The organism is Paenibacillus sp. J22R56 (assembly GCF_056269375.1).
Genome location: NZ_JBWDNV010000008.1, coordinates 15,942 through 37,500 on the forward strand (window position 1 = coordinate 15,942; position 21,559 = coordinate 37,500).

Sequence of the window (21,559 nt, forward strand, 5' to 3'; positions counted from 1 at the left end):
TGTGGCTGACTCATAAAATAGAAATAAACGTTATGAGAATAATAACATGTTTTGGATACAGCGAATATCTGTTTTTGCATCAATCGCCCAATCTCCATAGAGAATAAACCAAGTGAACACTGGGAAAAACAAACCAATTGGAAATAACTATTCAGATTTGCGGAGGTTAAAATGAATAATCAAAAATTATCAATCATCCCTCTTGGCGGAGTAAACGAGATTGGGAAAAACATGTATATTATTCAAAGCGGAGACGATCTAATTGTCGTAGACTGCGGCTCGAAATTTCCAGATGAAAGTCTGTTAGGAATTGATGTCATTATACCTGATATTTCTTATTTAATTGAAAATCAGGATAAAGTCAGAGGGCTTGTCGTTACACATGGACATGAGGATCATATAGGCGGTATCCCATATATCATCAAACAATTGAACATGCCTATTTATGCTACGAGATTAACACTTGGCTTAATAAAAGGAAAACTGAAGGAGCATGGACTGCTCGGTACAACGATCCTGCATCAGATTGATCCTCACTCCGAGATTACCTTAGGCAACGTTCCTCTCAGCTTCTTCAGTACTAACCATAGTATACCGGATTGTCTGGGCATTGCCTTTCATACCCCACAGGGAACAGTCGTCCACACCGGAGACTTCAAATTCGATTTGACTCCGGTAAATAATCAGTACGCTGATATTCACAAAATGGCTGACATCGGAAAAAACGGCGTATTAGCTCTATTGTCTGAAAGCACCAACGCGGAGCGGCCCGGATTTACCCCCTCGGAACGTTTAGTTGGCGCCAATATTCTCGAAGCCTTCGTTAATGCGGAAGGGATGATATTTATAACGACCTTCGCATCTAATGTGCATCGGCTGCAGCAAATTATCGATGCCGCCATTAAGACGGACCGAAAAATCGCTTTAGCAGGCAGAAGTATGGTCAATGTTGTAGAGATTGCATCAACTTTGGGTTATTTGAATATGCCCTCAAACATGCTGGTTGATCTGGCGGAAGTAAATAAATATAAGCGGGATGAAATCGTAGTAGCTTGTACAGGCAGTCAAGGGGAACCAATGGCTGCGTTAGGACGCATTGCCAGTGGCAATCATCGGCAGATTTCTGTCTCTGCTGGAGATACTGTTATTTTTGCATCCTCGCCTATTCCCGGCAACGAACGGAACGTAGCTCGCATCGTAGATAACCTCTTTGAGAGAAGAGCGAAGGTTATCTATGGCTCAGGATCAAATACCGGAATGCATGTATCCGGTCATGCCAGCCAAGAAGAATTAAAGCTAATGCTTACTTTGATGAAACCGGAATATTTTATTCCCATTCATGGCGAATACCGCATGCTCCATTTGCATCGTCTGTTAGCCGAATCCGTTGGAGTTAAGTCGAGTAATATTTTCATCCTGAACAACGGTGATGTGGTAGATTTCGCAGGATCAGAAGCTTTTCAGGAACGAAGAGTTACCAATGGGGACACTTATGTTGATGGTCTTGGAATCGGTGATGTTGGCAATGTTGTCTTACGAGACCGTAAAGTACTGTCTGCAGATGGGATCTTAATCATCGTCATCACCTTTGGAAAGTCAGACAATAAGATCGTATCTGGTCCTGACATCATTTCCCGGGGCTTTGTATTCGTTAAGGAATCGGAAGGATTAATGGAAGAAGTGCATCGCATTACAATGCAGCAGATGGAGCTTTTGCAGGAAACAAATCTACACAAGCCTTGGAATCTCTACAAGCAGAATATTAAAGAATCGGTCGGAAAGTTTTTATATGCTAAGACCAAGAGAAGACCCATGATTCTCCCTATTATCATTCAGGTATAGCCTTGTCTTTGTCTAATGGAATGGGGAGTTGCTGGATATACTACCTAGGTCGATAAGATCGGCTGCATGATAATGTGAAAGGTGGAGAATCAATTGACGTCTAGCCGCGGCCATCAAGGTGCACATGGAATTGGACAAGTAGAGAAGCAATTGAATCGTCAAGCACAAGCTGCTGAAGAGATTCAAGGCACTAATCATACGGACCAAGAAATAATCGCAGCAAGCCATGAGCAGTCCTCTGTACTGGAAGAAATCGTTGATACAGAGAGCGAATAAGGGATAATTTCTGAGTAAAACAAACAAGCTGATTCCGGTTGTTAAACCGAAGTCAGCTTGTTGTTTTTTCTACTTTATTCTTTTTTACTTAGAAATTCATTTTGCACAGCTTCACCATTAGGATTACTATTCTTAATCTGGCTTAGACGTCCATTATGAAGCTCGCCTCCATGAACGTCATTCTGCCGCTGTCCATTATTATCGGTATGATCATGCTGATTGTGATTATAGTTTTTGTTATTTGCCATTTATCCATACACATCCTTTCCACAGAGAATTAAATCTAGATTGTGAATTTCTGATTAGAATCATACAATCCAAGTATTTCTTAACTTAATCCTTCAATGGATAGATGTATTGTTTGATGGAATGGCTATACTAACAGTTGTTTGTTATTGTCTCTGTGAGTAATATCTACGATTGAGACCAAAATCTTCTCAAATAAAGCATTTATATATCTACAATTGAGACAATGTATATCTACGACTAAGATGTACTGTTCAATTTACACTTACTACTGAGACCTGCTCCGTGGAGATAAGGCTTAAGCTGCCGGCTGCTATAAACATTTTCCTGGACGAGTCTACGAAGCGCTCGAAACAAGCTTATCCTAAGCTTTTCTATTACAACGTGCTGGATAAAGGCGGGCACTTCCCCGCTTGGGAGCAGTCGAGTTATTCACGAATGAACTCCGGTCCGCATTCGGCAAGCTGCGCTGACTCACCGCTTGCAAGATGTAAAAAAAAGAAACTATTCCGAATGCCGTTTCGGAATAGTTGCTCTTACAGCCAGCCGTTATTCATTTATCAAGTTCATCTCAAAATCCTCGTCGCGGTCGCATACGAGAATCCCGTCCTGCACATCGAGCCGTGCTGCTTGAACGGATGACCGGCGCTCTTCGTATCCTTCTTTTGCGCCCTCCTGCATTCCGCTGCGTCCCGGGTGGGTGAAATAAAAGACATACGCCTCGTCCCCGGAAACGACGACATCCGCATGATGGCCGATCCACTCGTCATCCTTACGGACGCCCGGAGTGTCGAGAATCATCCCGTTCCGTTCCCAATTATCCAAATCATCGGAACGGTAAACGCCCTGCCCTCTCCATTCGTCGATAATCATCCAATAGCTGCCCTTGAACAGGAATACATTTGGTCCTTCATGCCCGCGATGCGTAAGTACGGGTCTGGCGCTATGCCAATGGTACAAATCCTCGCTGTCCGCCGCGTAAGTAGCCGATCCATGCTCTTCATCCTTATACCACATCCGAAAACCGCCTCCCGGAAGCTCATGGACGCATACGTCAATCACGCGATTCGAGCTTAGCGAGAGCGGTCCTTCCAACTGCCAGTCGATCAGGTTTTTGCTCGTATAATGAATAATCCGGCGATCTCCCGTCCACTCCACCCGGATGCCTTGAATATAGCTGACGTACATATGATAGATGCCGTCATGCCAATAGATTTCCGGTGCCCAGAACGTATTGCGCCCCCACTCGAAATCAAGCCCTGGCAACGTCCCCCGATAAACCCAGTTCCGTCCGCCATCCGCAGACGTCGCGACTCCAAGATCGGAGCCATGCACCCAAGCGACTCCCGGCCCTTCGGCGGTTGCCCGCCTGCTCGTATACACCATCCACCATTCTTTTGTTTCCCGGTTGAAGATAACCGTAGGATCCGTTGCCCCGTCATAGATCGGATCTCTGAATAAAGGTGCTGTCATAACCACCGTTCCTCTCTGTTTCCAATTAGTATCAACCTTTGACCGAACCTAACAATACGCCTGAAATAAAAAATCTTTGCGCAAACGGGTACATGACAATCATCGGAATCGATGCGATAACCATGGAGGCTAATTCAATGGTATGCGACGTAATTTCGCCTTGTCCCTGCGCCAGAGACAGCAACTCGGATACCGCGGGATTAGAGAGCGATGCCGAGCTTGACAGCTGTTCAACCGCAGAGCTTGTCTGAAGCAGCTTAAGAATCAAATATTGCAGGGTCTGAAGGCCATTGGACTGCGTAAAATAAAGCGTCGTTCCGTAATCATTCCATATGCCGACCGCCGTAAAGATCGATAATGCCGCCAATACCGGCTTGGACAGAGGCAGAACGAGGCGCAGGAAAATCGAGAATTCGCTCGCCCCGTCCAGCTTGGCGGATTCAAACAAAGCATCCGGAATCGCTTTGTAGTTCGCATTCAGGATAATAACGTTCCAGAAGCCGCCAAACAAAGAAGGAATAATGTATACCCAATAATTATCATAGAGATGAAGCCAGTTGATTAATAGAAAAGACGGAATAAGCCCACCGCTGAAATACATGCTCGTAAACCCAATCGCCATATACCATTTTCGCCACTTTAAGTAGGGGCGCGAGAAGGCGTAAGCGAACATTGCCGTATAAAATATCGAGATGATCGTTACGATGGCGGTTCGGGATACGGTAATCCAGGCTGCGCTGAGCAGACCCGGATCCGCCAAAACCGCTCGCCAGCTCGCCCAAGTAAATATGCGTGGCCATAGAAACACCGGTCCGCGCTGCAGATCAATCCCGCTGTTCAGGGAACTAATAATCGCGTACCAAAAAGGATATACGGTCACAATCATGATCACGACCATGATCACTGTATTCGTAACGGAAAATGTACGGTCTCCTAGAGACTTTCCTCCAACCATACCGGGATGCCTCCTTAGAACAGACCTGATTTTGTAATTTTTTTCGAAGCATAATTAGCTCCCACAAGCAAGACAAGCGCAAGCACGGACTTCATTAATCCGATAGCCGTTGCGACATCGAACTGGAAATTCAGCAAGCCCGTCTGATAAACGTACGTATCGATTACTTGGCTGGCTGGCATATTCAAGGAGTTCTGCAAGACATAAATTTGCGTAAAGTTATTGTTCAGCATGCCGCTTACGGCGAAAATGATCATGATCATTAAAGTTGACATGATTCCTGGCAGCGTAATATGGAACATTCGTTTGAACCGTCCCGCTCCGTCTATTGCCGCTGCTTCGTATAACGATTGGTCGACGCCGGCCATCGCGGCCAAGTACAGAATCGCTCCCCATCCGAGATCCTTAAGCAGGTTCGTAACGATTGCCAGACCCCAGAAATAGCTTGGATCGGACAGAAATTGCAGAGGCTCGTTCACCAGATGCAGATGGACCAGCAGATAGTTGATAATCCCTTCCTGCGGATTCAGAAGCGTAATATACAAGCCGCCATAAATAACCCAGGACAAGAAATGCGGCAGGTAGGTAATGGTCTGAATTGCCGATTTGAACCTCGTACTGACGATTTCGTTAAGCAGCAAAGCGAAAATAATCGTGACGGGTATACCAACAAGCGACCCAATCAGATTAATGCCGAGCGTATTTTTGACCATTGGCCAAAATTGAAAGTTATCAAAGATAAGCTTGAAGTTATCGAAATGATTCCATGGGCTTGTGAATATCCCCTTAACTCCGCTAATCGGGTCATAATGCTTGAAGGCCATCAGCAGACCAAACAGCGGCAAAAAGCTGAATACGATAATGGAGATCACGCCTGGCCCAATCATAACCGTCAGCTCGGTCTGCGTTCGCAAGTCGGATTGCAGCGCATAGCCCTTTTGTTTCTTCCTTTTTTTATCCGACGGATTCATCAACTGACTCCCTCCTGCTCAAGGGCGGATCATGCCGTAGCTTTCGGCTTTGACACGATCCCCTTGATCCACTACTTAAGAATTGATCCCTTTAATCGTTGTACCGTAGCTTTCCTGCTGCTTATGGAACTGCTCGTTGATCTTCGCATTGATATCTTCGATTCCCATCTTCTTCACCTGAGCGATCATATCGTCATAGAGTTTATCCCTTGTAACATCGTCTTTAGCCAATACGATTTTGGAGATTTGGGCTTCCAGGTACGTCTTGATTTGCAGCTGATCATTGGCCATCTTGCTGCCGGCTTCAATGAAATTGCTAGGCATAATCAATGCTGAAGAATCGTAAATTTCGGAGTTTTTGCCTATCGTTGTCTGCACCTGCATTGCCATGACGCTGTCCGCCCCTTTATTGGAGGTAGGAGCAACCGTCGCATGGTCATGCCAGGCAATATTGTGGAACGGCCAGAAGGCAAACACGCCGGTTTTGGAATAATCGGCTGCATCTTTCAGACCTTGCTCCGTCTGTACGACAAGTCCATTCGCGTCCAGCGTATAGTCGGTTCCTTCGAAGCCGTAATAGTTAAGCAAGAGCCCTTCGTTGCTGGTCATGAAATCAAGCCATTTGGCAATTATCTCCGGATTAGGCGCATCCTTGGAAATAAACGTATTCATCCAACCTGTTCCCGCCTTCATGGAGCGGCCCGCCACCGGCTTTGTTCCCTCATTCGACAACATTGGTCCTGGCGTAATCCACGTGCCAACCGCGTTCTCGTCCGTAAATCCGGTATTGGCCGTATTGCCGATAAAGCTGAATACGCGGCCTGTCTTGACGGATGCTTTCGTGGATGTATCGTCCACGGTCATCTGGCTTGGATCAAAGGCACCTGCTTTGGCCGCTTTGTACAGGAAATCAAGCGCATGCTTCGTTTCCGGGGCCAGGATCACGTCGCGGTAATTGCCGTCCTTATCGACCGGCATAGCTCCGAACATGGCTTCCAGCGTACCTAGAGTGCCGCCGTGTCCAGTTCCGCCAACCGATAAGCCTTGATAATCTTTCCCGTTAATCATCAGGGGAACAACGGGCGCTCCATCGATTTTCAGCCCCTTCACTTTCTCAAAAGCCGCAAGCACTCCGTCCTCCGTCTTTAACTCATCCTCCGTAATACCCGCTTGCTGCATAATTTCCTGATTGAACATAATAGAGTTATTGTTGCGGTACTTAGCCGCATCGGAGTAATATTCACTCGATGGCGGATAAATCTTGCGGGCATCCTGCGTATCCATATGACTCGGATAGGCATACCAGCCGCCGTCGCGCTCGGTTAAGGCTTGCTTCAGATCTTGCGGAAAGTTCGTCAGCAGCGGAGAGGACGGATTATATTTTTTCAGAAATTCGTCCAGATTCCATACTTTGCCCGCGTCAATCAGCTTCTTCTCCAGCGTGCCGTCCGTCAGCGTCATAATATCCGGCAGCTTATTGGACGAGACAAGCATCAGGCTTAACTTCGTGCCCGCATCCTGAGCCGGAATGTTGAATTCGAACGATAAACCGGTCTTGCTTGTAATCGTCCCTTCTACCGAATTGGGATCCGAATTCCATGGCGACGGCGGATTCCATCCGCTTACGTCAGAGAACCACGTCAGCTTGACCGGAGCTGTATTCTCCGCCGCGCCGCTTGAGGAAGACGGTTCCGCGGAATTGGCTGCCGCGTTATTCGTTCCTTCCTGGCTGTTATTCGGTTGATTCGAACTGCAGGCTGAAAGCGCAATCGAACAAGACAATAGCATGACCGTCCACAAGCTGTAATGCTTTCTCATACCTTTGTTCCCCCTTAAGACTTGTAATGGCTCTTACCCTTCTCATGATAGTTGGATCCAGTCCACAGCCATATGTTTGTAATTTTGCAAATTGGTGCGAATTGTAGATAGCGCTTTCATATTTTTCTGAACTTGCTTGGCGTTAGCCCGACGTGTTTTTTAAACAGCTTGTTGAAATGAAAATAGTCCTTGTAGCCGACACGCTCCACAACCTCGTAAACGGATATGGAGCTTTCCTTGAGCAGCTCTTTTGCAAGCGCGATTCTTTTGCCCGTAATATAGTCCGAATAAGAGGTTCCCGTTTCCTTCTTAATAAGGAAGCTAAGATAGCTAAGGCTCAGATTAAAACGTTTGGCGATTGCCCCCAGCATGATATCCTCCGTAAAGCTTGAATCGATATAGTCCATTACGGCTTTCACCTGCCCGCTTATTACCGGGAGATCGGGCGTTCCTTCCAGCTCGAAGCCGGACTTCAACCTTTCAAATACGGCATCTATAGAAGAATAGGTCCTTGCCAGCTGATCGTAAGTCAGAAATTCCATATCCTGCTGCGGGCTTGCCTGGCTGTAATATTTATGGATAAGCGAGATGATCTGATTGTACACGCTAGTGAATTGATCCAGCTGCATGCCGCGACATTGCTCCATAAGGCGCTGAAGGCATTCCTGCATACCGGTTAATTTTCGTTCTTTCATGCTCAGCTCCAGCTGCAGCATAGTTCCCGAGATTCCGGCGGCCGTTGCCTCATGCTCTTTATAACGGACGATGCGCTGATCCGGATAAAAGCATGAAGTGAATAACGCGATATCTGCCGCTTGAAACATCTTTGAGAGCGGATAAGACAAATCCGCCGGCATATTGATTCCGATATGGCTCGCATCATTAAGACTGCCGGTTATAAAATCCAGCAGTTCCTTGGCGTGCACTGCTTCATCATATTGCAAAATATAAGACAGCTTGTTAGAGCCTGTTCTAATAACATGGGCATTCATCGCGGACAATTCCGCAACTCTCTCGGAGGAATCCGTCACCGTGGCATACGGAAATAGAGCGTTTATGAGCAGAACATTCGGATGCTCGGGCTTCATTCCCCGGTTGCCTAGATACTGACCAATCGTGGTATGGCCGTCGGCATCAAGCAGCTCAAACAAATCGTTCAGCGGTGCATCGGGGTCGCCGGCTTTCAGCTTTTTTTGCTCCAAATGGCCTCTCAAACGCACGATCGTTTCGAGCAGCTGATCCTTCTCGATTTGCTTAAGCAAATAATCAAATGCGCCAAGCCGCAACGCCTGCTGGGCATATTCAAATTCGGAATACCCGCTCGCAAGAATAACTTCCGTCCCAAGCTTCTGCTTGGCTATTTCATTCAGCAGTTCAATTCCGTTAAGCCCCGGCATCCGGATATCCGAGACAACCGCTTCAGGCTGATGCTCCTCAATAAACCGTAAAGCCGATGAACCGTCGTAAGCTTCGCCAATAACCCGAAACCCTTCCGACTCCCAATCGATAAGCTTCGATATGCCGTAAGCGACCCAAGGCTCATCATCCACGATTAACACGCGATACATGTTTGGTTCCTCCCTCGATGACGTGCGACGGGAAAGAAATCCTGACGCTCGTCCCTTCATTTAACATGCTGTCAACCTCAAGCGTTGCAGCTTCGCCATAGAATAGATGCGTCCGGTTATAGATATTCGAAATCCCGATACCCTTCTGCTTCCCCTGTTCCCCTGACGCGAATTCCTGATCGCCGATAAGGCCTTCCTTTAATTCTTGCAGCTGGCTCTCGCTCATGCCGTAGCCGTTATCTTGAACAAGAACCCCGATCCGATGATCGGCGGATTTATGAATATCGATCACTACTTCACCTTCACCCAGCTTCCGTTCCAGCCCATGAAATACCGCGTTTTCAACAAGCGGCTGCAGAAGCATTTTGAGCATCGTCTCGTTCAATAAATTCTCCTCGCAGCGGATAACGATCTTAAACCGCCCCCTGAATCGAAAATCTATAATTCTCGCATATTCCCTAATGTGGGCCAGCTCCTCCGCGATCGTCACAAAGTTGCTCCCTTTCACCGCATAGCGGAACATGCGCGACAGCGACTCCGAAATATCCGCAATATCGCGGACATCATGGTAAAAGGCCATGGCGCGGATGCTTTCCAGCGTGTTATACAGAAAATGCGGATTAATCTGGTTCCGGAAAGCCGATATTTCCATTTGTTTTTTGGCCAGCTCAATTTCCAGCATCCGGATTTGGGTAGAGCGGACCTCATCGCTTAACTCGCTAATATCGTCGAGCATATTATTCAGCTTTTGGGCAAGCACGCCAATCTCGTTTTTGTGAACGACCTGATAGCGGCTATCCTCTCCGTTTTTCGGATAGGACTTAATGAAATCCATTAACGATTTGATGGGCATGAGAATTCGGGTGAAGAAAATCAGCAGAAACATACACAAAATACCGAACATAATGGCGTAGGTTGTAATATTAATCCGTTTAACCGTTCCCAGCTCGTTAAGCAGCTCGCTCTTCGGAATGATACTGATCAGCTTCCAGCCGGAAGGAGCAAGCGTAATCGACTGGACGATAAACTTCGAGTTTGCTTTCCACTTGCCTACGTTCACCGAGTCGCTGCTGGACACCTTGCCTTCGCTCGTTAAAATATGATCGTTCCGGTCCAATAGCATAACCCGGGAGTTGGCCGTAACTTTTGCGCTTCTCAGAATCGGGCTGAGGTTAGAGACATCCATCACGTAACGACCGGTCCCCCGGTATTCCGTTGCGATATGGTTGCTGTCCAGTCCATAGATTGGAGCCGTAATGATGTAAAAATGCTCCGTCGGACGGTCATCCAGATTAACCAGCCCGGAATAGGACATCGTCTGTACGGGAGCCGTCGTCTCGTCCTGGCCCTCGCCAAGCCTTGTCATCAGCTTCCCGCTTCGGTCATATAGCTGAATCCCCCTTATATTGGATTTCATTGACATCGTGTTGGCGAATACCGACAACACTTCGCGGTTCTTCAGTACCCGGTCCAGCATATCGTCCGTATTGATATAGGTCTGCACGGTAGGGCTGTAAAACAAGAAGGTGGATATTCCTTGCATGTCGCTGTCAAAGCTCGTCATCTTCTCGTTGACCTGTTGCAGGATGGTATTAACGGATGCGGTTACCTTCCGTTCGATAATTTGCTGGGCAATCCGGTTCGTAATGATATAAGTAATAAGCAGCGTGACCAGCATAAGCGCAATCAAGATTAAGATTTGCCTCATCAAGCTGGGCTTCCATATCCGGTTCACCATAACGATCCTCTTTTCGTATAGCGGCTTAATGGTCCTCAAACAGACGAAACAACAAAAAACCGCTTTTTTAAGGCGATATTTTTGAAGACTTACTCTATTTCACTCTGAATACCGTGATGGAATACTGGGGAAAATCGTACGCAAACCGGTTGCCTTGGGCACGAATCCGGCGGCCGGATACTTCCAACTTCAAGGCGTATTCTTTATGATCTTCTACGTTAAAAATGCTGTTGGTGAGGACGGAGCCTCTTCCATTAATATTTGAGGCAATAATCGAATCCTGATTCTGCCAGCCGCCAAACTCCCAAATCCGTTATTCTTCTCGTCCGTCTGACCAAACTTGAGATTAAAGCCTTTAGGTCCGCTCATTCTTTTGGCTTTCAGGGTTATCGTATAGTTCTCCCGTATGCATGCGGATCGCAGCTCGATATTCTGGTGGACCGAGAACTTCTCTCCACGGAACGGATCCCGCAGGAGTGGAAGCGGATGTTCTACGAGCGTATTTTCGCTCTTCCGGATGCCTTAACTTCCGGCAAGGAAACGATAACCGTCCAATTCATTCCGCGTGAGAGGGATATCGGCATTTACGGCGTGCTTCACTTCATTAGATCGAATCCCGAGTAAGACAAAGCGAACCGGCTAAACGCTATTGTGAAAAGCCTGCAACCGATTGGTCAGTTGCAGGCTTTTCATTGCATGAGCTACTCCGGCTTCAGCCGGCTGATTAATCCCAAATTGGATGATTTATCAAATAATTCTCCGGTCAATATCATGACCATTGTCATCGCCACGCTTTCGGCTTGAGGCACGCTCTTCATTGGAACCTAGCAGCCTAGCCTGTAAGTACAGAACGATTAACGTATCCAATCGTTGAGATACCTTGACAACTTCTTGTGAATACAGCGACAACGATTCCTCGATTAGATTCAGCTCCCTGCGCTTATATTCGATCTCAAGCCGAAGAGCATCCAGGTCCGCTGTATAGATATCCGAAGACGATTTTATGGGAAGTCTCCTTTCCGGGCGATCTTGTTCACGCTGATTGCTGTCATTAAATCCACATTTAAGGGATATATCCATAATGGAGAGTTTCGTCTATCTCAATAGTTTGCAAGCGCGCTCCAATCTGCGTAGCCTACTTCTTGCCGATATCGATCAGCCTGCCTTTAAAGATCAATCTTCCGCCCTAAGATTCAGCTCAAACTCCTTGTCGCGGTCGCAGATCAGCACGCCGTCAACCACTTCCAGCTTGGCAACCTGAATGGATGAGCGACGCAGTTCATAGCCCGAATCTTCATTGTGCCCATGAATACGGCCTGGATGCGTGAAATAGAAGATATACCCCTCATCGCCTTGAACGACCACATCGGCGTGAAGGCCGATCGTTCCGTCATCCTCGCGCCTGCCGGGCTGGTCAAGAATGAGGCCGTTGCGTTCCCACGTCTCAAGATCATTCGAGCGATACACGCCTTGACCGCGCCACTCGTCTACGATCATCCAATAATAGCCGCCCAAGCTGAAAACATTCGGCCCTTCGTGGCCTCTTTCTGCTATCACCGAACCAATCGGCTGCCAATGATACAGATCCTTGCTTTCGGCAGCATAGGTATGATTCCACTGCTTAAACCACATTCGAAACGTGCCGTCCGGCAGTTGGTACACACAGGCATCGATCACGTTCTCCTCACTAAGGCCAAGCGTGGATTGGAACGCCCAACGAATAAGGTCGGTACTTGTGTAATGCCGAATCCGAGCCTTGCCCGTCCAATCTTTCGGTACGCCGTGAACGTATGTGACATACATATGGTACAGCCCGTCATGCCAAATGATTTCAGGCGCCCAGAACGTATTCCTTCCCCAGCCCGTTTCGAGTCCTTCCAGGATTCCGCGGTATAACCAGGTTGATCCGCCATCCGATGAAGAAGCAACACCGAGATCGGTGCCATGCACCCATCCGAATTTCGGACCTTCCTGCGTTGCCCGGCGGTTCGTATAAATCATCCACCACTCCTTGGCCTGCCGGTTCCAGATGACTGTAGGATCCGCCGCACCGTCATAGATGGGGTCTCTAAACAATGGCTCTTTCATACCATATTCCACTCCCTTTATGCATGGTTTGTGACCTCATTACAAAATCAGTCTACATCGATATATCCCTGTTCACGCTCGCAGTTTTAACTGTATATCCCGATTCGATCTCCCCTGTAATTCCCCCATCCTAGCTGGTAGGTATCACCGAATCTCGTGAAATGGCCCCCATCGAAGCTATATGTGAGTTGACTGATCCACTCCAGGTTCCACACAGACCTTAACCAAATCGTGGATTCCGTAATTTCAGAATCCTTCTTCTCTATCGGTTGGCATGCGTATAGACGCAAGTGGCCGGCCGTTCTGTTAACGACCATTTGTCGGCTCTCGGCTGATGGTTCCATTCCCAATACGGCTCTAGCACCGCCCGGTCAAAATCGTCATTCGTAGTAAGAACCGTCGTGGGATGGCCTTTAATAGGCTTCACGCCGCCCCATACCATCTCTCCGACTCCTTCGTCGTCGATATCGTCACCGATCATCGGCCAGCCGTCTTCCCATGTGACGGGCAGCAAGTGAAGCGGTCTCCCTTCGTAATATCCGCCCGTTCCTTGATACGAGATGAAATACCATTCCCCGTTAACGGTATCGACAAGTCCGCCCTGATTCGGCTCCCGGTCTACAAGAGCTATCGTCTCAGCCGGTAGCTGCCTTGTGGATTCGTCTCAAATGTCAGAATTCCTTGCTCATCCGGCTTTATCGCAAATGTGATACCTTCTGATTCCACTCGAAGTGGAACAGAAGAGTATACTCGGCAGATTCCCCCAGAATGAGAGAAAATTTCAGCAGTGTTAACTTCTCCTTCTTTCCATTCTATTGACACTTCGAAATTACCTCTTGCACGTAATCCTTTCACATAACCTTTCGGCCAGGCATCGGGAAGTGCCGGCAGCAGTTCTAACAGTCCTTGATGCGATTGCAATAGAAGCTCGGCGATTCCCGATGTTGCAGCGACATTTCATGTTTGATCGAACCATTCCTTCCCCCATCATCGCCTTCTGCATTCACTGTTGTTGCTTCTACGGATTCCGCATACATTTCCAGATCATTGGTAAAGATCGCCTGCGCCATCGTTCCCATAACCGTAAACTGATGCTGATTCATGAAAAAAGAATGTGCGTTATAAGTGACCGAGCAAAGCTCCATCATATGGATAAAATTCTGAGTGTCGGTTTCTGTCCATTTCAAACCTGCTGTAGGCGTGTCGGAATAACGCAAAATTTCTGCCGCTGCCGCCAGCAAATAAGTCATCGTCGCAAAACGGAAGTTCGTATGAGGAGCAACAGACTGGATGCCGGAATAAGATCTGACGGTATACATCGCACTGGAACGGTACGTCTCATCGCCGGTAATGTACCACATAACGGCTTGTTTAAAAGCGGTTAAGGCATCCGTATTCGCACGCGTTCCCACATAATCGCTTGGGTCAGACCAGTATTTACCATTTGCATCGGTAAAGGCCCACGGACCGCGTATATTAACGAATAGATCATTTCCGACCTCATATAAGATTCTTGGATTCGGTCTGGATTGCCAGTCGGCGGCAAAGGCCTCGAACGCCGTATTCCACGGCTCGTCCCCTGCTCTTACATGGTCGCGCATATTGTCCAGATCGGCCAGCGTCATGGCAATGCCCGGATGATGGATCGTTGCTGATACCGTTGATCCGTTAGCATCCGTGTAGGAAGCATTCACATCGGCGTTTACCGCTTGTGGTTTGTAAGATGCAATGAGCGGCGAAACAGCCGCATTCGCTGTTCCGGCACCTCCAAAACCTGTAAAGGTCATGACTAACGTAAAACAAAAAATAAGGACTAAAAAGAATTGGCGGCGATTGCTTTTTAGGACCAGGTCCATTTCTTATTCCTCCATTCTATTCGGGCTCATCATAGTTTCTTCTGCTGCAGCATGTCGGCGTTTATCCCCTTCTCTATCCGTTTCAAGAAAAAGCCCCCAATTTAACGAAGATTCGATTGGGGGCTTCGATGATTATGTGCAAGTTGACTCGTTTATCAACCTCTTTGCTCCTTGACGGTAATCGTGATCGTTTGGCTAAATGTCTCGCCAGCCTCATTGACTAATACGGCGCGGTACGAGTATACGCCCGGCGCTCTGCCGGAGATGCTCGTTGCCGCCTTTTGGGCCGTAGGCGTCGCTTCACTCAGCGTCTGCGAATCGATCAATGTCCCGTTCTCGTACAAGCGGTACTCGGAACCGTTCGTCCCCCACCACATGTTCATCGTAACAACGTAATCCCCGTCGCCGTCCCAGTTATTATGGGACAAGACCGGTTTGCCCGGCGCGGCGTCGGTGACCACTGCGCCCAACGAATCAGCACAGTCGCCTGCTCGGCAGTGAACACTTTGCCGCTTTGCTTGTTCACGTCTGCGATATACGCCTGCAGCAGAGTTCTAATCAATGAATGCCTGATTGATCATGAGGCACCGTTACGGTTGCCGTTACTAACTTTTTATTGCCCGCTTTATCGGTAACGGTGTACGTGATCGTGTAGATGCTTCCTTTTTCCGCACGCACGCTGAATGAAGTGGCATCTGTGCCGAAATTGGCCTGAATGTCGCCGCCTCTGCCGCTATCCGGCAAATTGCTCGTGATGGAGGTCAACACCACCGATTCGATCCCTGAACCGTCGTCGCTCGAAACTAGAGCGGCATTGATCGGTATCATCCTATGATTCGGCGGCCAAATCATCGTCTTGTCCAACTGGACCGTTAATTCAGGAGCTGTCTTGTCCACTTTAAACGCAATCGTTTTGAGTTGTTCTACATTGCCGGCTCCATCCTTGCTGCGGTAACCGAGCTTATAAACCCCATCGCCAAAGGAAGGAATGGACCCGGTATATACCATCCACTCGCCGTCATTGACCTGATACTCCGTTATTACAGCTCCTCCGGCTGGATCGGCGGATACCAATAAGCTTACGGTAACATCCGCCCAGTACCAGCCGTTCTTGCCGGTAGGCTGAGCAGGGCTTAATGCTGCCGTGGTGACAGGGGCATTCTTCCAAATGTTGCTTACAACAGCACTGGTAACATTCGAAACATTGCCTACAGCGTCCGCTCCTCTTGCATATACCGTAACATTCTCCTGAACAACAAAGGGCTCCGTATATGCTGTCCACAGGCCGCTATCGCCCACTTTATACTCCTTCACCGCCGCATCGTCCGGATAGGCGATCATTACGGTGACACCTTGATTGGTCAAGGCAGTGGTATCTACTGCCAAGATTGCGTCAGCCGGCGGCATACGGTCGATATTGCCAACCTCATATGGAATGACGTTGGAGACATTGCCCGCCGCATCCGTTCCTCTGGCATATACCGTACTGTTGTCAGAGATAACCACAGGAGCGCCGTACGCTGTCCATAAGCCGGCCTCACCAATCTTGTACTCCTTCACAGCAGCATCGACCGGATAAGTGACCGTTACGGTCACATCCTGGTTTGTCGGCGCTGTAATGTCGGCGGACAATACGGCGTCCTCAGGCGGCGTCCTGTCGATATTGCTGACGGTATAGCTGGTCACATTCGAAACATTGCCCACAAAGTCCTTGCTCTGTGCATAGACAATCACATTGTCGGATACGGTGACAGGTGATTCGTACGCTGTCCATGTGCCGTTCTCACCGACTTTGTACTCCTTGACCGTCGCGTTGTCCGGATAGCTGATCGTCAAGGTAACATTGCCGTTGGTCGGGTCTGTAATGTCAGCTGTGAAGACCGCGTCCGAAGGTGCTGTCTTATAGATGTTGCTGACCGTGCAGCTCGCCGCTTCCGAGACGTTGCCTGCGGCATCCGCACTTCTTGCATACACGGTTGTGTTGTCGGAAACCGTTACAGGAGCAGTGTAAACGGTCCATTCACCGTTATCGCCCACTTTGTACTCCTTCACCGCCGCGTCAAGTGGATAGTAGATCGTCACTGTAACATCTTTGTTGGTCGGCACTGTAATATCTGCATACAAGCCGGCCACAACAGGTGGAGTAACATCGTCGATGTTTACTGTAAGCGTGTGATGCTGTTCCTCATTGCCTGCCCAGTCTACGCTCCAATAAGCGATCGTATGCGCTCCATCGGTGGTTAACGTAACCGTGTTCCCGGCTTGCTGCGTGCCGCCGTCAAGGGTGTAATAAGTTGCCGCAACACCTGCGCTGTCATCTGTAGCGTTGAGGTTTATCGTTGTACCTACGACAACCGAACCCTGTGGAGCATCCTCCGTTGTGACCGGAGGCGTCACGTCCGACGCTTTTACTGCCCCATGGAATCTCACTTCATTCATGTTTCCAAACCAAGCGTTTGGATTGACAATTTTGATAAAACGGTATGGTACTTTACTGCTGACCGCCAAGGTCTGCCAATCCCGTGTAGCTACAGCCGGTTTGGTGAGCGTCGTCCAGGTCGTATTATCGTTGGAGCCTTGGATCACTGCGCCGTTGATTCTTGCAAAATATTGATCTTGTCTTGCGAGCAGCTCTACACTCGTAAGCGTGGTTTGATTGCCTTCCTTGAAGTCAAAGATGATGTAGCTTCCGGAGCCGGAGTTGTTGCTTCCAATACGGAAATCGGAACCCGTGCTTGCATTGCTGTCAAACAAATAGTTCACCACCTGCAAGGTTTGCGCAGCACTTCTTCCAGAAGTAGAATCAATTAAATTCGCGATGCTGGTGACATTTTTAATCAGATCCGACTCATCCACAAGGTAAAGAGAAGTGTTGTCTGTTGTTTGAGTAGCCGGATACCCTGCCGTTCCGTCTTTTTCATTGTAATTAATGGTAAATTTTACCGTACCTGCTGCCACGCCTTGATTCAAGGTTGCTGTAGCCGTCCAGTTGATATTGTCTGTGGAGGTTACAGTTGCATCCTGGCCTTGAATCGCGACTTTTACGTCTTTAATGGGCTCTTTGGATACAATCGCCAATTTTACTGTGTTGCCGGGCACGATCCTATTCATGATGCTTTGAGCCGAACTGATCGAAGCCGATTGGATTCTGATCAGATTTTCAACTTTTCCGTGGAATCTCACCTCATTCATATTTCCAAACCAAGCATTGGGATTGACAATTTTGATGTAACGGTAAGGTACTTTACTGCTGACCGCAAGGGTTTGCCAATTTTGTGTTGATACCGCCGCATTGGTGAGAGTCGTCCAGGTCGTATTATCGTTGGAGCCTTGGACCACCGCACCATTGATTCTCCCATAATATTGATCTTGTCTTGCAAGCAGCTCTACACTCGTAAGCGTGGCTTGATTGCCTTCCTTGAAGTCAAAGATGATGTAACTTCCGGAGCCGGAGTTGTTGCTTCCGATACGGATATCGGAACCCGTGCTTGCATTGCTGTCAAATAAATAGTTCACCGCCTGTAAGGTTTGCGCTGCTGTTCTTCCTGAAGTAGAGTCAATTAAATTGGCGATACTAGTCACATTTTTAATTAAATCCGACTCGTCTACAAGGAACAGCGTGGAACCATCGGTTGTGCCATACAAGGTGTCTCCGTTCGTTCCGTCCTGCCCTTGATAATCGATACTAACCTTCACATCGCCGGTTTGATCTTTTCCGGTCAAAATTGCCGTAGCCGTCCAGTTGATATTGTCCGTCGTACTGACGGCGACATCCTGGTCTTGAATTTTAACCCTTACGTCTTGAATCGCTTCTTTGGCCGTGACGGATACTTTAACGGAATTTCCTAGTACAACCCTTCCGTTAAGTGCCTGATCAGAACTCAAGGAAACCGATTGAAGCTTGTTGCCAATTTCATGACGCGTTCCAAATATATCAAAATCTGTAAATTCTAAAATATTGACCACACCATTATGAAGAACATCGGGCAGCGGTTTGATCATTTCCAATTTGATATAACGGTATTTTTCATTTTGGTAGGCAGGATCCACATCAAGGGTTTGATAAGCTTGCGTATACTGGGTGACTCCCGGTGTCAGACGTGTCCAGTTCACCTTATCATTCGATCCATATACCGCGGAGTTGGCAAGACGATCTACGAAAATATTGCTCTTGAACCCAAACTTGGTAGCTGAAACCTTATAATCGGGACCGAAGTCCAACATTTGGTACAAATGCGGCGGTGACCCAAGCCCCCATCCTCCGCCGGTTCCCCAGTCTCCGTCGTCCATAACAGAGGCAAATGAACCCCAAGAGGACCAGGCTATAACCTTGGACCAACGCATACCTCCTAAATTGTTTAAAGGTGTGACTACAGCCAGACCTTCGGTAGCAGCCCTTAGCGCTTGCAACTGCTTATCGAAATCTACATTGGACGCCGTGTTGATCTTACTGATTGTGTCGTTATAAACCATTTGGAAATTGTTGAGTGTTGCTTGCACGTAAACCTGGTTTGCATCGTAGGACGCAGTGATTGCTTGTACTGCAGAAGCGCGATCGCTGCTTACGAAAATATTAACATTTTTGGCTGAAACGGTAGTGCCGTCCGTAGCCGCGAGGACAACGGAATAGTTTCCTGCCTCTGTAGGCTGCCAGGTAAATGCGCCTGTATGGGTATCTAACTGAAGCTCTTTGGAATTATTCTGAAGCTCATACGTAATCACATCCGTGCTGCTTGCATCCGTAGCAGACAAATCCACACTCACGGACGCTCCTACATAGGTATAAATCTTCAAATCCGAGCTTCCTGCTTTGAATACCGGCGGTGTCAGATTCGTACCTGCCGCCGTATCAACGGAGTCAAGATCGACAGTAACACCCGGCGTTCCTTTTACCGTCATATAGAGAAAATCGCTAAACGACCCGGAAAGAGTTACATATCTCCACTCCCCCTTCGTATCCGGAAGGGTAATGGTCGAATCTAGCGCATCCAATGTGCTTACGCCATTGGTACGAATCTTGAATCCAAAGGGTCCCGTACCTGAACCTGCAACACCTCCAAAACTGAGCACAGCAATTTTACTTCCTTCTTGCGTTGCATTAAATCGGATGAAGCGGGTATCGCCCTCTTGCAGAGTAGCCGTATTGTTGTCAAGACTCGTGTAGCGATCCTCGAGATGCAAGGTAGTGCCGCTTGTTTGATCCTGAGGAATAAACTTCGCCGCGTCAGCCTCCGCCTCCGGTGGCAAATAGATCCAGAAATCATTTCCTGCATCCTTATTTTCCCACCCGCCAACAGATGGCATCAGTTTCTTAGTAAAGGCTTCATAATATTTGGGCGCGATCTGGGATACATCCTGATGTTTGACATACGTATAATAGGAATAAAAATCCCAGAAGTTAGCCGTCCCAAATCTTCCCTTATAACCAGTTGAGATACTATTATAGGTATCTCTTATATATCCACCCATACCAATGTTATCAGGGTCGCCACCTGTAATGGCGTATGCCTGCGGTGTCCATGGCGTGTCATAACCAAGCATGAATTGCCAGAAATAGTTGGCCGCCCCTAAAATCCGATTATTCAGAAACTCCATGATATCTACTGCATTATCAGTTGTAGACGGGGTTCCGGCTACCGGGTCTACTTTGGTTCCCTGGGCGTGAATCAACCGGGTAAGTATAGCCGCGTTGGTTAAATCGCCGCCGCCGTGCGCTTGGTCTCTACCCATCTCCATATGTTGAACGTGTGGTTCTACCGGTGTTCCTTGCCCGACGATCGTTCCCGGTTTTTCTTCCTCCGTTACCCACCGGAACAGCGCCTTAATCGATCCGTTGAAGCCTTGGTCATTAGCTGTACGGTTAACGGTAAACCATTCCACAGCCTCGTTGTATCGATCGCGGTTGCCGGTAAAGATGTACCCGGATATGGCTCCAATAAGCGGATAATTATGCTGGTTCATAAAATAGTTTTGACTATGCAAAAGGGTTTCTGTTGCCGGGACAATAAGATTGTTGGTAAACTTCGTAGTATCTTGATCTGTCCAAGCCAGTGCTTCTGTTTGAGTGCTTGTGTACCTCATGATCTCCGCTGCCATGACCATTCGGTTAAGAGGTATTCCTGCGTGAATATGCGCATCTGTATAGTACGCGTATTTTGCAGGATCCATCTGTTCCCAAATACGGATAATCATCATTGCATTGGCACGGTATACGTCATCACCGGTTATATAATACATCAGCGCCTGTGTATATGCCTTCAGGCCGTCTGCAATAAACCTTCCTTCAATACCTTGACTGTCGAAATTATCGTTGAGTACGGTTACACCGTCTCTGCTGTTGCTTGAACCAATCGTTCTTGAAGCCTCGGGTGCTGGGAGCAACATAGAATTAAAATAGTACGTCCAGGGTTGTGCGCCTGCCCTTATCTTCGACCTAACATTGTCAAGAAGCTCCTTGGTCTGTCCTACTCCGGGATGGATAAAACCGGCATCATCGGTAACCTGCGTAATCGTCGGCAAATAATCCGTAAAAATCGATGTTGTCTCTGCCTTGACGGTACCCGGCAGAATGATGAGGACCATCTGTGCCAGCAGCACGATGGTTGTAATCAGGGGCAGCCATCTTTTTCCCTTTTGGTTCATAAGTAATCTCCTTTTCATATCGAAGATAGACTTCTTTTGCAGCAAGGTAACCCTAAATATAAAGCGCTTTCAATATCTTGAGATCG

16 protein-coding genes and 1 pseudogene are annotated in these 21,559 nt (G+C 47.9%); 3 read left to right on the top strand and 14 right to left on the bottom strand.

Annotated elements, in window-relative coordinates:
• Nucleotides 1-171: 171 nt before the first annotated feature.
• A complete protein-coding gene (locus AC0YNT_RS19185; RefSeq protein WP_475806079.1) occupies nt 172-1,842 on the top strand; it encodes a ribonuclease J in 1,671 nt (556 codons plus the stop codon).
• Nucleotides 1,843-1,935: 93 nt separating this feature from the next.
• Nucleotides 1,936-2,118, top strand: coding sequence for a hypothetical protein (locus AC0YNT_RS19190; RefSeq protein ID WP_441891940.1), 183 nt, complete (start codon nt 1,936-1,938; stop codon nt 2,116-2,118).
• 74 nt (nt 2,119-2,192) lie between these two features.
• Here the strand turns inward: AC0YNT_RS19190 and AC0YNT_RS19195 are convergent, their stop codons facing one another.
• The 7 genes from AC0YNT_RS19195 to AC0YNT_RS19225 form a co-directional block, all read right to left on the bottom strand.
• Nucleotides 2,193-2,366 carry a hypothetical protein gene (locus AC0YNT_RS19195; RefSeq protein WP_167279225.1) on the bottom strand — a complete coding sequence of 58 codons (174 nt, stop codon included), beginning with the start codon at nt 2,364-2,366 and terminating at the stop codon, nt 2,193-2,195.
• Nucleotides 2,367-2,913: 547 nt separating this feature from the next.
• Complete coding sequence (locus AC0YNT_RS19200) at nt 2,914-3,837, bottom strand: glycosyl hydrolase (protein WP_475806080.1); 924 nt, start codon at nt 3,835-3,837, stop codon at nt 2,914-2,916.
• Nucleotides 3,838-3,868: 31 nt separating this feature from the next.
• Nucleotides 3,869-4,792: a carbohydrate ABC transporter permease gene (locus tag AC0YNT_RS19205; RefSeq protein ID WP_475806081.1), complete on the bottom strand. Its 924-nt coding sequence runs from the start codon at nt 4,790-4,792 to the stop codon at nt 3,869-3,871.
• A 14-nt stretch (nt 4,793-4,806) separates the two neighbouring features.
• Nucleotides 4,807-5,763 (bottom strand): ABC transporter permease, encoded by a 957-nt coding sequence (locus AC0YNT_RS19210; RefSeq protein WP_475806382.1) that lies wholly within the window; start codon nt 5,761-5,763, stop codon nt 4,807-4,809.
• 75 nt (nt 5,764-5,838) lie between these two features.
• On the bottom strand, nt 5,839-7,581 hold the full coding sequence (locus tag AC0YNT_RS19215; RefSeq protein WP_475806082.1) for an extracellular solute-binding protein: 1,743 nt from the start codon (nt 7,579-7,581) through the stop codon (nt 5,839-5,841).
• A gap of 116 nt (nt 7,582-7,697) precedes the next feature.
• Nucleotides 7,698-9,149: a response regulator gene (locus AC0YNT_RS19220; protein WP_475806083.1), complete on the bottom strand. Its 1,452-nt coding sequence runs from the start codon at nt 9,147-9,149 to the stop codon at nt 7,698-7,700.
• Nucleotides 9,124-10,887, bottom strand: coding sequence for a cache domain-containing sensor histidine kinase (locus tag AC0YNT_RS19225; RefSeq protein ID WP_475806084.1), 1,764 nt, complete (start codon nt 10,885-10,887; stop codon nt 9,124-9,126). The genes AC0YNT_RS19220 and AC0YNT_RS19225 overlap by 26 nt, the downstream gene beginning before the upstream one ends.
• 435 nt (nt 10,888-11,322) lie before the next feature.
• On the opposite strand from AC0YNT_RS19225, the gene AC0YNT_RS19230 reads away from it, so the two are divergent.
• Nucleotides 11,323-11,511 carry a hypothetical protein gene (locus AC0YNT_RS19230; protein ID WP_475806085.1) on the top strand — a complete coding sequence of 63 codons (189 nt, stop codon included), beginning with the start codon at nt 11,323-11,325 and terminating at the stop codon, nt 11,509-11,511.
• A 123-nt stretch (nt 11,512-11,634) separates the two neighbouring features.
• On the opposite strand, the gene AC0YNT_RS19235 is transcribed toward AC0YNT_RS19230, so the two are convergent.
• The 7 genes and pseudogenes from AC0YNT_RS19235 to AC0YNT_RS19265 all read right to left on the bottom strand — a co-directional run bounded on the left by AC0YNT_RS19235 (nt 11,635) and on the right by AC0YNT_RS19265 (nt 21,473).
• Nucleotides 11,635-11,967 (bottom strand): Spo0E family sporulation regulatory protein-aspartic acid phosphatase, encoded by a 333-nt coding sequence (locus AC0YNT_RS19235; protein WP_475806086.1) that lies wholly within the window; start codon nt 11,965-11,967, stop codon nt 11,635-11,637.
• Between the two features lie 93 nt (nt 11,968-12,060).
• The gene (locus AC0YNT_RS19240; protein ID WP_475806087.1) at nt 12,061-12,975 is read right to left on the bottom strand and encodes a glycosyl hydrolase; all 915 of its coding nucleotides are present in this window, start codon (nt 12,973-12,975) and stop codon (nt 12,061-12,063) included.
• A 262-nt stretch (nt 12,976-13,237) separates the two neighbouring features.
• On the bottom strand, nt 13,238-13,489 hold the full coding sequence (locus AC0YNT_RS19245) for a beta-xylosidase family glycoside hydrolase (protein WP_475806088.1): 252 nt from the start codon (nt 13,487-13,489) through the stop codon (nt 13,238-13,240).
• A gap of 113 nt (nt 13,490-13,602) precedes the next feature.
• Nucleotides 13,603-13,896 (bottom strand): glycoside hydrolase family 95-like protein, encoded by a 294-nt coding sequence (locus tag AC0YNT_RS19250; RefSeq protein WP_475806089.1) that lies wholly within the window; start codon nt 13,894-13,896, stop codon nt 13,603-13,605.
• The gene (locus tag AC0YNT_RS19255; protein ID WP_475806090.1) at nt 13,872-14,831 is read right to left on the bottom strand and encodes a hypothetical protein; all 960 of its coding nucleotides are present in this window, start codon (nt 14,829-14,831) and stop codon (nt 13,872-13,874) included. Before AC0YNT_RS19255 ends, AC0YNT_RS19250 begins: the two co-directional genes overlap by 25 nt.
• A 155-nt stretch (nt 14,832-14,986) precedes the next feature.
• Nucleotides 14,987-15,301: pseudogene (locus AC0YNT_RS19260) on the bottom strand (early set domain-containing protein); the annotation flags it as partial.
• A gap of 88 nt (nt 15,302-15,389) precedes the next feature.
• Nucleotides 15,390-21,473, bottom strand: a complete 6,084-nt coding sequence (locus tag AC0YNT_RS19265; RefSeq protein WP_475806091.1) for an OmpL47-type beta-barrel domain-containing protein — start codon at nt 21,471-21,473, stop codon at nt 15,390-15,392.
• Nucleotides 21,474-21,559 lie beyond the last annotated feature (86 nt).

Bases quoted from the DNA above. Each gene is read 5' to 3' on its own strand.
- AC0YNT_RS19185 (WP_475806079.1), top strand. From the start codon at position 172: ATGAATAATCAAAAATTATCAATCATCCCTCTTGGCGGAGTAAACGAG.
- AC0YNT_RS19195 (WP_167279225.1), bottom strand. From the start codon at position 2,366: ATGGCAAATAACAAAAACTATAATCACAATCAGCATGATCATACCGAT.
- AC0YNT_RS19220 (WP_475806083.1), bottom strand. From the start codon at position 9,149: ATGTATCGCGTGTTAATCGTGGATGATGAGCCTTGGGTCGCTTACGGC.
- AC0YNT_RS19210 (WP_475806382.1), bottom strand. From the start codon at position 5,763: ATGAATCCGTCGGATAAAAAAAGGAAGAAACAAAAGGGCTATGCGCTG.
- AC0YNT_RS19225 (WP_475806084.1), bottom strand. From the start codon at position 10,887: ATGGTGAACCGGATATGGAAGCCCAGCTTGATGAGGCAAATCTTAATC.
- AC0YNT_RS19255 (WP_475806090.1), bottom strand. From the start codon at position 14,831: ATGGACCTGGTCCTAAAAAGCAATCGCCGCCAATTCTTTTTAGTCCTT.
- AC0YNT_RS19235 (WP_475806086.1), bottom strand. From the start codon at position 11,967: ATGGATATATCCCTTAAATGTGGATTTAATGACAGCAATCAGCGTGAA.
- AC0YNT_RS19205 (WP_475806081.1), bottom strand. From the start codon at position 4,792: ATGGTTGGAGGAAAGTCTCTAGGAGACCGTACATTTTCCGTTACGAAT.
- AC0YNT_RS19265 (WP_475806091.1), bottom strand. From the start codon at position 21,473: ATGAACCAAAAGGGAAAAAGATGGCTGCCCCTGATTACAACCATCGTG.
- AC0YNT_RS19215 (WP_475806082.1), bottom strand. From the start codon at position 7,581: ATGAGAAAGCATTACAGCTTGTGGACGGTCATGCTATTGTCTTGTTCG.
- AC0YNT_RS19240 (WP_475806087.1), bottom strand. From the start codon at position 12,975: ATGAAAGAGCCATTGTTTAGAGACCCCATCTATGACGGTGCGGCGGAT.
- AC0YNT_RS19200 (WP_475806080.1), bottom strand. From the start codon at position 3,837: ATGACAGCACCTTTATTCAGAGATCCGATCTATGACGGGGCAACGGAT.